The organism is Promicromonospora umidemergens, from assembly GCF_024171995.1.
GTDB lineage: Bacteria > Actinomycetota > Actinomycetes > Actinomycetales > Cellulomonadaceae > Promicromonospora > Promicromonospora umidemergens.
This window is the reverse complement of the sequence record NZ_JAMTCT010000001.1, coordinates 588,827-601,335: the sequence shown is the minus strand read 5'-3', so window position 1 is coordinate 601,335 and position 12,509 is coordinate 588,827. Positions and strand designations below refer to the sequence as shown.

Sequence of the window (12,509 nt, the reverse complement as noted above, 5' to 3'; positions counted from 1 at the left end):
ATCGCCGCCCGCCGGGTCCGACCGCGGGTTCACCGACCGCGGGCCTCCCGGCGCCGGCGGCGGGCCTCGGCCGCGCGCTCCACGGCGTCGTCGAGGTCGTCCTCGACGGCGGTCAGGTCCGTGCGCGCCTCGTCGGCGGCCTCCCGTGCGTCGTCGAGCACCTGACGCGCCTCGTCCCGCTCGGCGACAAGGCGTTCGAGCTCCTCATCCAGGCGTTCCACCTCGCCCTCCCCGCGCTCGATCGCCGCGTCCGCGGTCCGGAGCCGCTCGCGGGCGTCGTCGCGGCGGGCCTCCAGCCGGTCGACGTGTGCGGAGGACTCCTCGACCGCCTGCTCCGCGTCGGCAAGATCAGACCGTGCCTTCTCAGACCGTGCCTTGTCAGACCGTGCCTTGTCAGACCCTGCCCCATTAGACCCGGCCCCGTCGGCCGCTGCCGGATCCTGCTCGGCAGGCCCGGACCCGGAGGGGCCCGTGGGCCTCCCAGCCTTCCCAGCCTTCCCAGCCTTCGACGACTTCTCAGCCCTCGACGGCTTCCCGGGTCCCGACGAGCCCTCGGCCTCCGACCCCTTCGCGGAGCGCGGCCCGCCGTGGGACCTCGCCGGGTGGAGCACCACGAGGTCCGCGTCCTCGCCCTGCTCGTCCACGATCCCGAACCCGACGTGCTGCAGCGCCCGCGAGAGGCGGCCCGCCCGGACCACCACGGCGGCGTCCGGGTCCATCACCGCCGCGGTGAGCGTCTCCGTCAGGCGGTCCAGCACCGCGGACGACACGGTCCGCCCACCCACCTCGCCGGCCTCCCGGACGGTGCGGACCAGACCCTCGGTACGCTCCCGCCGCAGGTGGTCCAGCGCCCGGAGACGGCCACGGTCCCGGTCCTGGGTCGCGGCCCGCAGCTCGTCGCCGAGGTCCGCGAGCGCCTCGATCTCCTGCGGGTGGTCGCGGGCCACCCGGTTGATCACCCAGGCCGCCACCGACGGTTTGGGCAGGCGCTTGACCCGCTCGGCGCCGATCCGGTCACCGCCGTCCGCGACCTGCCGGACGGCGGCGTCCCTGGCGGCGACGAACTCGTCGAGGGGCCGCGTGTAGAGCGCGTCGACGACGGCATCGACGTCTGTCGGGTGCTGCGCTGGCACGCTCCTACGGTGACACGACGGCGCCCGCCGTGCCCAGGCGCCGCGCCCCAGGTCCCCAGGTCCTCACGCCCGCCCACGCCCGAGGCCCCGCTCCCGTCCCCGGTCCCGGTCCCGGTCCCGGTCCCGGTCCCGGTCCCGCCCTACAGCGTCGGCACCAGCATCGTGACCAGCTCGCCCGTCCCCAGGTGCACCAGGGCCTTGCCCGGATTGACCTGTGTCGTCACCGCTGAACGCGACAGGCTCGCGCCGACGAGGTCGCCGTCGAACCGGTCCTGCGGGCTGAGCAGCGCGCCCCGCCGGCTCTTCTTGATGTCGACCTGCCAGCCGGAGAACCCGCTGGCCACCTCGGAGGCGTCGCCGCCGATGATCAGCCCGCGCTGGTTGTCGGTGGCCGTGCGCAGGTAGGCGCGCAGCCAGGTCTTCGCCGGGGCGTCGGTCACGAGCTCCGCGTCGTCGACCACCAGCACCACAGGGGAGCCGTCCGGATCCAGGTGCGGCGCCAGGTCCTCCTCGGTGATCTCCGTCCCGGTGAGCACCGCACGCACGCCGGCCCGGCCCTCGAAGTCGCGCAGGACGCTCGCACGCGGAGCCAGCAGCACCACCTGGGTACCGCCACGCAGCAGGGACTCCGTCATGACGGCGAGCATCGTGGACCGTCCGGACCGCGAGGGCCCGGCCACGATGAACGCCGGGGCGTCCCCTGCGAGGTCCATGCCGAAGGCCGACAGGTCGTCGCCGCCCACTCCGAGCAGCGCCCACATCGGCTTTGCCGCCTCGGGGCCGACGTACTTGTAGGCCGCGTCCACGGTGATCGTGGTCGGGAGGTCGTCCACCCGGAACGGACCCCTGCCGGGCAGCACGGTCTCCCGCTCGCGGACCTCCGCGGCGATCTGGCGTGCCGCGTTGGTCTGGGCACGCCCCGCCGGGTCGGAACCGAGGATGGCCACCTGCACCTCGAGCGCGCTGCCCGACCGGAAGCCGCGCCCGGGCTGGATCTCCTCCGGCAGCTTCTTGTGGTCGATGCCGACCATCCCGTAGTCGAACCGGTCCGTGAGGCGCAGCACCAGGGAGTCGTCGGTCAGGACGCTCATCCGGCTCGACAGCAGGCTGCGGTCACCGGACACGAGCAGGTGGATCCCCGCGCTCGCGCCGTCGCGCAGCAGCTCCTGGACCGCCTCGACGAGCGCACCGCTGTCCACCTCACCGTAGGTGCTGATGAAGCTCTCCCAGCGGTCGATCAGCACCATGATGCGCGGCAGAGCGGTCCCCGGCTCCGAGAGCTCACGCTGCTCGGTGACGCTGGCGAAGTTCCCGTCCGCGAGCACCTGCTGGCGTCGTCCGAGCTCGTCCTTGAGGCGGGTGAGCAGCCGCTTGGTCCGCTCGGTCTGCCCACGCAGCACGACGGCGCCGGTGTGCGGCAGCTCGTTCAGCACCGTCAGCGCCCCGTTGCCGCAGTCGATCGCGTACAGGTGCAGGTCGGAGACGGGCATCTTGGACGCCGCGGCGAACGCGGTGGTCCGCAGCACCGTGGAGCGGCCGCTGCCCGGCGCCCCGACCACGTACCGGTGCCCGAACTCGTCGAGGTCGATCACCGCAGGGCCCTGGCGCTGGTCGGACGGCGAGTCCTCCAACGCCCACCCGAACTGGGACCCCGCGCTCGGCTGGACCACGTCGGAGAACGGGAGCAGGTCCGGGAGCGCCGGTAGCCACGGCCGCCGCGGGGCGGGCCAGCCGCCCATCCGGGCGGTCTCGCGCAGGGTCTCGACCAGTGCCGCGAGGTCGGTCTCGACGTTCTCGTGGCGCTTCGTCCGCGGCCGGCGGGGCGGCGGGGCACCGAGGTCCGCCGTCGCCACGCGCGCGACGAACGGCGGTTCCAGCTCTACGACGTCGGACAGGGACAGGCGCCGCCCGCCCACCCGGGCCGACTGGAACGGCACCAGCGACGTGCTCCCGAGCCGGGCGTAGGCCCGGCCGGGCTGCGACTTGGCGATGTCGGCCGCGTCGTTCGCGTCGATGACGTCCTTTGACTCGCTCTTGTCCGTCATCCGCAGCGCGACGCGAAGGTTGGTGTTGGCCCGGATCTCGGGCGAGACGACGCCGCCCGGGCGCTGGGTCGCGAGGATCAGGTGGATGCCGAGCGAGCGGCCACGCTGGGCGATGTTGACCAGCCCGGCGACGAAGTCGGGCAGCTCGCGGGCCATCGAGGCGAACTCGTCGATGACGATCAGCAGGCGCGGCAGCGTGGGACCGACGTAACCGCGGCCCTGCGCGTCGAGGTAGTCCTCGAGGTCCTTCGCCCCGGCTGCTGCCAGGACGTGCTCCCGGAAGGTGAGCTCGGCGCGGAGCGAGTCGAGCGCCCGCTCCACGAGGTGCGAGTCCAGGTCGGTGACCATGCCGACGGTGTGCGGCAGCTGCTCACACTGGCTGAACGCGGCGCCACCCTTGTAGTCGACCAGCACGAAGTTCATGGTCTCGGGGGTGTTCACCACGGCGAGCGAGGCGACGACGGTCTGCAGGAACTCCGACTTGCCGGAACCGGTGGTGCCGCCCACCAGGGCGTGCGGCCCGTCGCGCACCATGTCGAGCGTGAACGGACCGTCCAGCGACACACCCACCACTGCCTCGGTGCTGCCCTTGCCGCCGTTCGAGATCATGCGCCACCGGGCGACCATGTCCTCGGCGTCGACCTCCTCGATGCCGAGCACCTCGACGAGGCGCGCGGAGTCGGGGATCAGCCCTTCACCCTCGCTGGCCGTCACGTCGTGCACGGCGGCGACGGCGCGGGCGACCGGCTCGTACCAGTCGTCCAGCACCTCGTCGACAAGGACCGAGCGCAGGTCGTCGGCGTCCTGCCTGCTCAGCGTCATCCCGCCGTCGACGCGGGCGAGCGCCACGACCGTGCACTCCTCGGGCAGCAGCTGCTCGTCGCCGTCCAGGCAGACGACGCTCACGCCGACGCCGGGACCGTCGCGCAGGATGGAGACCACGCCGGGCAGCGCCCGCAGCCGCCGGGCGCCGTCGAGCACCACCACGACCTGTGCACCGGCCATGATCTTGCCGCTGTTTCCCTCCATGGCCGCGCGACGCTGGCTGATCAGGGAGTTCACCTCGGCGACGCGGGCCGACAGCGTCTCCGTGGTGGTGCCGATCAGGGCGACGGCCTCCTGGCCGAACGACGGACGCACGTGCGGGAGCCAGGCCGCCCAGGCCCAGTCCTGCACGTGCTCGGAGCTGGTCAGCACGTAGACCTGGACGTCGCGCGGGCTCTGCAGCACGCCGAGCTGGCCCACCATCCACCGGGCTCGGCGACGCGGCCAGTCCCCTGGGCCGGCGAGACCGACCACGCCGGCCTCCCGCAGAGACACCGTGACCGGCACGGACCGCACGGTCGCGCGGGTCTTGCGGCGGTGCTCGGGCTCGGCGCTGTCCTCCACCTCGACGCGGCTGGTCGCGTCGGAGAGTCCCAGCCGGACCGTGAGGTGGTCCCCGTCGGTGCTGCGGCGCTCCCAGAGGCGGCGCGTCGGCGTGGTCGCGACGAGCCGCAGCTCGGCGGCCCCCGGGCTGGAGACCCGGCGGCGGTGCTGCTCGCGCCGCACGGCGTCCAGCACCTCCTCCTCCAGCGCCGCGCGTTCCTCGGCGTGCTGCTTCAGGCGCTCCTTGTGGGTGATCACGCCGTTGCGCTTCTGCATCCACCAGTTGCCAAGGCCCATCAGCGGCGAGGCCAGGGCGAACATCAGGTAGTACGGCGACTGGAACACCATCGCCATGACGATGCCGAGCACCGCGGGCATGGCCATGGCGAGCCAGGGCAGCGGGTTGCGGGCGGGTGCCATCGGCTCAGCAGGCAGCCGGAAGTGCGTGGCCGGCATGGGCGGCAGCAGCCGCGGCGGCCGGTTGTAGTCCAGGTGCCCGGGCTCGGCGGCCGGGCGGAGGTCGGCGTCGGGCCGCGTGGCTGACTGGACCGTCAGCACGCTCGGGCCGATCCGCAGCTGCGTGCCGGCGGGCCACGGCGCCTCGTCCTCGCCCAGCGGTTCCTCCGACCGGTCCACGTGGACGGGCCTGCCCGCGGAGCGCGGGTCCGGCAGCCGCCGCACCCGAACTCCGCCGTCCAGCGCGACGACGATGGCGACAGCGGCCAGACCGCCCTCGCGCGGCTCGTCCACCCGGAGCCGACCGTCCGGGCCCACCTGCAGCAGGGACTCCCCGACGCCGAGCCGTACGACCGCTCCGGTGCCCGTGCCGCCCGTGACGCACAGGTCGACCGGTCCTCCCGACGCGCCGGCTCCCGGACCGGGATCGGCGAACGTGACGACGGCCCCGTCCCGGATCCCCGAGTGGGCGGCGAGCGCCTCGCTGCCCGACCCGTCCTCGACCCGCACGGTGCCGGCAGAGACCGGGCTGCCGTCCACGTACATCGTGGCGCCCCGGGGAGCGCCCACCTCTGCGGACAGCCGTTCGGCCAGGTCCGTCACCTTGGTCCGCTCGTCGAGGTCCAGGGACAGGAGCGTCTCGCGCGAACCGTGCCGTGTCGTGATCAGAGCGTGCATGTCATTCGCCTCCCCGCCGCACGGCGGTCTGTTCGTCGAAGCGCACGTCAGGCAGGAACCCGCTGCGCAGCCATCCGTCGTCTCCCGCGGTGAACCGCCACTTCGCCGACGGCGACGAGCCCAGCACGATCACCACCCAACCGAACTCCGGGTTCGCGAACCGTGCCGCGAGCATGTCCTGCTGTGCGGCCGACGGCGCCTGCGACAGCACCAGCACCCCTCCGTCACCGACCTCCAGCTCGGGAACTATCTGCTCGATCCCCGTCAGGTGCTCCACCTGCTCGGGCTGGGGCAGGCCGTTCCCGACCATCACCACTCGCGGGTCGTTCGACCACGGGTTGCCGGTCAGCTCGCCCAGCCACCGCCGCAGCACCTCGTGCCGCACCCGGGTGGGACCGTCCAGGCTGACGACGCCCCGGGCGACCGAGAAGTCCACGAGCACGCGCCCCGTCTCCCCCATGCCCAGGTTGATCAGCCGCGAGAACTGTGCCGTCGAGCCCTCCGACGCCGCACCAGACTGCAGCTTCGCCAGCGGCGCGGACCAGCTCTGCCCGTCCTCGCTCACCGTCCACGGCTCGGGGGCGGGAGATGCCGGGTTGGTCAGCCGCAGCCGCAGCAGGCCGCCCTCGATGAACACCCCGGTCATACCGGGGACGTCCAGGCCGTCACGCTCGCACGTCGCGATCAGCACGCGCAGGGCCCGGTCGACCGTCCACGCCGCGGACGTGTCGGTGCGCAGCAGGCTGTCGTCGAAGGGTTCGTGCCGCTTGCGTCGCCGCACCAACCACAGCACCAGGCTGAGCAGCAGCGCGAGCCCGAGCACCGCCGCCACCGACCAGGCGATCAGCGGCACCAGGCCCGAGCTGCTCGCCGGCTCGGCGTCCGTGACGTCGGCAGCGGGCTCCGGCGAGGGCGACGGCGACGGCGAGGCGGACGGCGACGCGGACGCCGTCTCATAACCGGGTAGCGGGCCGAACTGCAGGCCCTCCCCTGTGGCGTCCTTCGGCATCTTGAGCACCCAGCCCGGTGTGAGCTTCCTTGGGTCGGTCATGAACTCGCCGTCGGGCTGTCGGTGTCCCTCGGTCAGCTCGGCGATCTCCGGGTACCGGTCCCGGTCGCCGAGGAACTGTTCGGCGATGTCGTTGAGCTTCTCGACGTTGTCGTCCGGCGTCGCCTTGACGACGTAGTAGAGGACGGAACCAGGGGGCCCGCTGCGGCTGGGCACGGGTGTGGGCGTCGCCGAGGGCGTCGGCGACGGCGAAGACTCCGGGCTGGCCTCGGGACTCGCCTCCGGACTGGCCTTCGTGCTCGGGCGCCGCTCCACCTTCTTGGGCTCCGGCTCACCGAAGATGCGGAGCTCCCAGATCGAGTTGCCCGCGGTGCCGCTGCGCTGCGTGGAGTACATCTGCACGTAACGGCCCTCGCCAAGGATGTTGTGCACGTCCGTGCCGCCGTCGCCCTCACCGAACCAGTGCGTCTCCCAGGTCTCGCCGTCGTCCGACAGCTGGATCGAGTACGCCGCCGAGTGCGAGACCTCCCAGTCGATCTCGACCCGGTGCACCACCGTGGACCGTCCCAGGTCGATCCGCAGCCACTGCGGGTCGCTGAACTGGCTGGACCAGCGGGTGTTCGAGTTGCCGTCCACCGCGTTGCTCGCGACGAACTCGTCCTTCTCGCGCGACGATCCCAGTGTCGGCCGGCCCTGCGAGACCAGCACCGGGTCCTCGGCCGCCTGGGCCGGCACCACGGACCCGGTGAGCCCGACGACCGCTGTCAGGACGGCGGTCGTCAGTGCCCGCAGCATGCTCACTGCTCGGGGATCACTCACCGGCTCGCCGCACGGCGGTCTGCTCGGTGTAACGGACCGCGGGGAGGAACGCGCTGGTGAGCCAGCCGTCGTCGCCCGCTGTGATCCGCCACTTGGCCGACGCCGACTCGCCCAGCACGATGACCACCCAGGCGAAGCCCGGGGACGCGAACCGGGCCGCGAGCATGTCCTGCTGCGCGGCCGACGGCGCCTGCGACAGCACCAGCACGCCACCGTCCGCTGCCTCCAGCGCGGGAATCACCTGCTCGATCGCCGAGTGGTGCTCCGCGAGCTCGGGCTGGGGCAGGCCGTTCCCGACCATCACGACCCGCGGATCGTTGGACCACGGGTTGCTGGTCAGCTCGCCCAGCCAGCGGCGCAGCACCTCGTGCCGCGCGCGGGTGGGACCTTCAAGGCTGATCACGCCGCGTGCCGTGGAGAAGTCCACGAGCACCCGGCCCGTCTCGCCAACGCCGATCGTGACCAGGCGCGCGAACCGCGCCGTCGAGTCCTCCGACGCCGGTGCCGACTGCAGCCGCGCCAGCGGCGCTGACCAGCTCTGCCCGTCCTCGTTCGCCACCCACGGCGCCGGGGCCGGGGAGACCGGGCTCCCGAGACGGAGCCGCATGGCCCCGCCCTCGATGAACACGCCGGTGACCGCCGGCAGGTCCTGGCCGTCCCGCTCGCACGAGGCGATCAGCACCCGCAGCGCGCGGTCCACCATCCACGCCGCCGACGTGTCGGTCCGCAGCAGGCTGTCGTCGAACGGCTCCTCCCTGCGGGCCCGCCGGCGACGCACCAGGAGCACCACGCCGAGCACGATGGCGGCGACCAGGACCGCCGCTCCGGCGGCGATCAGGACGGGGACGAGCCAGGACGGGCTCGCCGCAGCGTCCTGCTCGTCAGCGGCCGCGGCGGCCGACGCGGGTGCGCTCGCCGCAGCGGTCGGGCCAGGGAGCGGGCCGTTGTGCACGGCCTTGCCCTTGGCGTCCTCCGGCAGCTGCAGGACCCAGCCCGCCTTCACCTCTCTGTGGTCGGTGAGCACACCGCCGTCCGGCTGGACGCGACCTTCGTTCAGCCAGAAGATCTCCATGTTGCGATCACCGTCGCCCAGGAACCGCTCGGCGATCCGGTACAGGTGCTCGGGCTCGCCCTTCCGCGTCTTGCCGATCACGTAGTACGGCACCGACGGCCCCGCCGCGGCGTTCGACGGCGCCGCCGGGAGCACCCCGACCTCGACGCCCTCACCCTTGGCGTCGTCCGGCAGCTGCATCACCCAGCCGGGCAGCACTGCGGCGGGGTCTGTCAGGACGTTCCCGTCGGGCTGGGTACGGCCCTTGTTCAGCTCGAAGATCTCCGTGTACCGGTTGCCGTCGCCGAGGAATCGCTGTGCGATGTCGAACAGGAAATCCGGCTCGCCGTTCGGCTTGGTCCCCATCACGTAGTACTTGACCTCTTTGCCCTTCTCGCTCGTGGCGTTGGCCGGGGCAGGAGGGGCAGAAGTGGCAGGAGCAGCAGAAGTGGCAGGAGCGGCAGGAGTGGCCGAGGTGGCAGGAACGGTACGCACGAGCGCGGGTCCCGTCCCGGTCGGCGAGGCCGCCGCGAGCGGGACCGCGACAGTGGTCGCGAACAGGGCCGCCGCGGCGAGTGCGGCGGCGGCGCGGTGGAGATGTTGCACGGTTGCTCCGTCTTCAGATGTGTCGCGTCAGTCGGGTGTGGTGCTCGGAGCGGCCCGGGCTCACGCGGAGCCGGGCACGGTCCGTTCGGGCAGGTTCATCGGGGCCACGCCAGGGCCGGCCCAGCGGAAGGTGGTCATCAGCGCGTCGAAGAAGAGCACCAGGGCCTCGGCGAGCAGCTCGGTCTTCTCGCTGTTCCAGAGAGTGCTGAAGGAGAGGACCAGCCACTCCCCCGCGGCCTCGTCGCGAGAGATCACGTACAGCACCTGCCGGGTCGACACCTCGGGCCAGTCGGGACCGCGCCGCATGTTGTGCTTGGTCTGCACGACCCGCGCCGCGGGACGGCCGTCGACCTCGGCCGGATCGCTCTGCTCGTACCCGCCGGTCAAGATGCTCGTCACGACCCGTAGCGGGTCCTGACCCACATCGCTGACGAGCTCCACCTCCGCGATGGTCGCCGGGACGAGGACGCCGTCCATCGGCTCGGTCGGCAGATACACCGCTCCGGTACCGGCTTCCTGCGACTCGGCGAGCGTCTTGTGCAGCTCGTCACGCAGCATCCGGCGGTACGGCTCGGCCTTGTCACGAGGCATCGAGTCCGGCAACGCACGCGCGACCACCTGCTCGATCGCAGCGTCCAGCTCCCGTGCCCGGCCCTCGCCCGTCGGGAACCGGGCCCAGCCCGGCGGCAGCAGCATCGTCCAGCCGTCGGTCGGCTTGCCGTTCAGCTGCCTGCGGTCCGCCCCTGCGGACGCCGTCGGTGCGTCGGTCATGACTCGCTCCGGGTGATCGTGATGGCCGGCAACAGCTCGTCGAGAACTTCCATCATGAGCGGGACCGCGAAGAGGTCCTGGGTGCGCCAGAGGATCACCGTGTCGACAACGGCGTCCGGGTACTCGGTGCGGCGCCCGAGGCCGACGCTCAGCCAGGCGCCACCGTCGTCGCCGATGTCGAGCCGGCTGACCCGCACCCCGTCGCCGTCAGGCAGATCGAGGTACTCGACCGTCGGCGGGTTGAGCGGTGCTCCGCCACCCTTCGCACCCAGCGCCTCGAGCAGGGCGGCGTCCGGCGTTCCCGGATCGCTCATGCCCACGGCCACGACCACCGGCACGGGACCGCGGTCCGGCAGACCGAAGGCCGCCACCACCCGCTCGCCGGCGCCCGCAGCCCCGTCTGCCTGCGCCCGGAGGTTGGCTATCGAAGCCGTCACCGTCTCCAGGACGTGGGCCCGCTCGTCCTCCGACAGGTCGGAGCCCTCGGACGCCTGCTCGAACGAGACCCGGAGGGCCTCGGTGACCTCTTGCTCCCACGCACTGATCACATCTGGCGTCTCGGTGCCGGCCGCTGGTACCACCAGCCACCCCTCGGGCGGATCGATGGTCCAGTCCAGCTCGCCGACGACGGCGGTGCGCGCGCTCACGGGTAGAGCGCCGGCGAGATGTTGTGTTCCTCGTCCCACTCGGCCCAGGCCCAGTCACCACGTGAGTCGCTGTCGGCGAAGATGTCCGACGGCGCCATGATCGCGGGAATAGCAGCTGAGGCGAACCCCCAGAAGAAGTTCAGCGGCCCCATCGCCCAAACGAACGGCGTGATGGTGGCGAACCCCGGGAGACCCATCCGCCCGAAGATGCTCAGGTGCTTGAGGACCGACATGTCGGGCAGGCCCACCATGTCGTTGAACGTCCAGAACTTTCCTGGGTTCCTGATGATGGCCCAGTCCCCCGGGCTGATCTTGATCTTGTCCCAGACCTTCGAGAAGAACGAGCCCCAGCTGGAAGACACGACCTTGGTCGTGACGCTGCCGAGACCGCCGGCTCCGCCGAGGCGAAGCGGCGGCAGCTTGATGTTCTGGAGCATCTTGGCGAACCCACCGCCGCTGAAGATCTTTGAGATATTGGGCAGCCCCTTCATCAACGCCACGAAGTTGGGAATGCGCGTGGCAAAATTCTTCGCCATGTTCATGAACGTCTGACCAGCCTTGGCGAGGTTCATCGCGACCTTCCCCATGCCGAGGGTCAGCACACCGAGCACCCCGAAGATGACGTTGACCCAGCTCGACTCCCCCGCGATGGCGAGGACGGTGCTACCGAGCAGGCCGACCAAGGCGACGCCGAGTGCGAGGGTTGCGAGGAACTGTAGCCCTGGGACCAACATCGCCAAGATCGCGAGCGCCATCCCGATCCAGCCGAGGATCTCGACGATCCACTTGAGAGCCTTGTGGAGAAAGGCTTCCCAACCGCTGTGCCCGAGGCCGTCGTCGCCCCAGTTCTCCTTGATCTTGGTCGCTGCCCGGTCGGCCGCCGCTTGCAGGGTGGCCAGTGCCGCCTGGCACTTGGCCTTGGCCGCGCCCAGATCGGCCTTCGCGCCCGCGATCGCGTTCTCGCGGTCCCGCGAGTCCTGCTTCTCGCCGTCGGTCAGAGGCTTCGCGTCGTCCGGCCGGTCGGCGTTCACCGGGTCGGCCATTCCCTCGGCGCCCCGCTCCTTGTCCGCGGCGGCCTCCGCGTCCCTCAGAGCCGCGCCGGTCTCCGAGCGCGCCGTCTCCAGTGCCGGCTGGTACTCCTTGAGCGCGGCGTGCACGTCGTCGTACCTACCCGCTACGGCGCCCAGGCGCTCGTGGCTCTCGCCCGCCTTCTCTCGTATGGCGTCGGCCGACTCACCCTTGAGCAGGGACTCGTCGCCCTCGCCGATCTTCTTGAGGAGCGCCGCCTGCGTGGTCATCATGCCGGCGATCGCTTTGTAGTGCCGGATCACTGCGTCCAGGCCGGACGCCTCGGCCGGCACCGGGTCGTCGTCGTGATCCAGCAACTGCCACTCACCCACGCGGGCGGCGCTCATCCGGTCTCCTTCTACGTTCTCGGGTCTGCTCTCGGAGCCCGTTCGGACTCGAGCGGGCTGTTCAGCTCGGTCTCGGCGCGCCTATTCGGGCTTGAGCGAGTTGTCCAGCTCGGTCTCGGTGTCGTTCCAGGTCTGCGCGGACTGCTCCATCTTTTCCTGGAGGTCCTCGAGGCTGCCCGTGAGCTTCTCCCGCTTGACCCACCAGCTACTGATGAAGTCGTCCATCGCGCCGTCCACCGTCGTGTGACCCCAGATGTCGCCGCCGTCCCAGCTGGCGTCCATGTGCTTGAGCTCTTCGATGACGGTCTTGAGCTGCTTGGCGCCTTCGTCGATGACCTCCGAGGTGACGATCAGGTCAGCCATGACGTCACTTGTTCAGAGCGTTGGCCAGCTCTTCGTCGGTCTTGCGCAGCGCGTCGGCAGCCTGCTTCAGGTACTCACCGATGCCGTTGAGCCCCTCCATGACCTGCTTGCCACCCTTGTCGAGCTCCTTGTAGGACTCGTCGAACCG

Annotated in this window: 8 protein-coding genes; all 8 read right to left on the bottom strand. The window is 71.5% G+C overall.

The window, feature by feature from the left end; translation table 11 throughout:
• Positions 1 to 29: 29 nt before the first annotated feature.
• The 8 genes from APR04_RS02805 to APR04_RS02770 all read right to left on the bottom strand — a co-directional run bounded on the left by APR04_RS02805 (position 30) and on the right by APR04_RS02770 (position 12,361).
• Positions 30 to 1,133, bottom strand: a complete 1,104-nt coding sequence (locus APR04_RS02805; RefSeq protein WP_253867725.1) for a hypothetical protein — start codon at positions 1,131 to 1,133, stop codon at positions 30 to 32.
• Positions 1,134 to 1,273: 140 nt separating this feature from the next.
• Positions 1,274 to 5,680, bottom strand: a complete 4,407-nt coding sequence (locus tag APR04_RS02800) for an FtsK/SpoIIIE domain-containing protein (protein WP_253867723.1) — start codon at positions 5,678 to 5,680, stop codon at positions 1,274 to 1,276.
• Between the two features lies 1 nt (position 5,681).
• On the bottom strand, positions 5,682 to 7,484 hold the full coding sequence (locus APR04_RS02795; RefSeq protein WP_253867721.1) for a galactose-binding domain-containing protein: 1,803 nt from the start codon (positions 7,482 to 7,484) through the stop codon (positions 5,682 to 5,684).
• A gap of 16 nt (positions 7,485 to 7,500) precedes the next feature.
• On the bottom strand, positions 7,501 to 9,165 hold the full coding sequence (locus tag APR04_RS02790; RefSeq protein ID WP_253867719.1) for a LysM peptidoglycan-binding domain-containing protein: 1,665 nt from the start codon (positions 9,163 to 9,165) through the stop codon (positions 7,501 to 7,503).
• A 60-nt stretch (positions 9,166 to 9,225) separates the two neighbouring features.
• Positions 9,226 to 9,936 (bottom strand): hypothetical protein, encoded by a 711-nt coding sequence (locus APR04_RS02785; protein ID WP_253867717.1) that lies wholly within the window; start codon positions 9,934 to 9,936, stop codon positions 9,226 to 9,228.
• Positions 9,933 to 10,583 carry a hypothetical protein gene (locus tag APR04_RS02780; RefSeq protein ID WP_253867716.1) on the bottom strand — a complete coding sequence of 217 codons (651 nt, stop codon included), beginning with the start codon at positions 10,581 to 10,583 and terminating at the stop codon, positions 9,933 to 9,935. Before APR04_RS02780 ends, APR04_RS02785 begins: the two co-directional genes overlap by 4 nt.
• The gene (locus tag APR04_RS02775) at positions 10,580 to 11,998 is read right to left on the bottom strand and encodes a hypothetical protein (RefSeq protein WP_253867714.1); all 1,419 of its coding nucleotides are present in this window, start codon (positions 11,996 to 11,998) and stop codon (positions 10,580 to 10,582) included. The genes APR04_RS02780 and APR04_RS02775 overlap by 4 nt, the downstream gene beginning before the upstream one ends.
• A gap of 81 nt (positions 11,999 to 12,079) precedes the next feature.
• A complete protein-coding gene (locus tag APR04_RS02770) occupies positions 12,080 to 12,361 on the bottom strand; it encodes a hypothetical protein (RefSeq protein WP_253867712.1) in 282 nt (93 codons plus the stop codon).
• Positions 12,362 to 12,509: the final 148 nt, after the last annotated feature.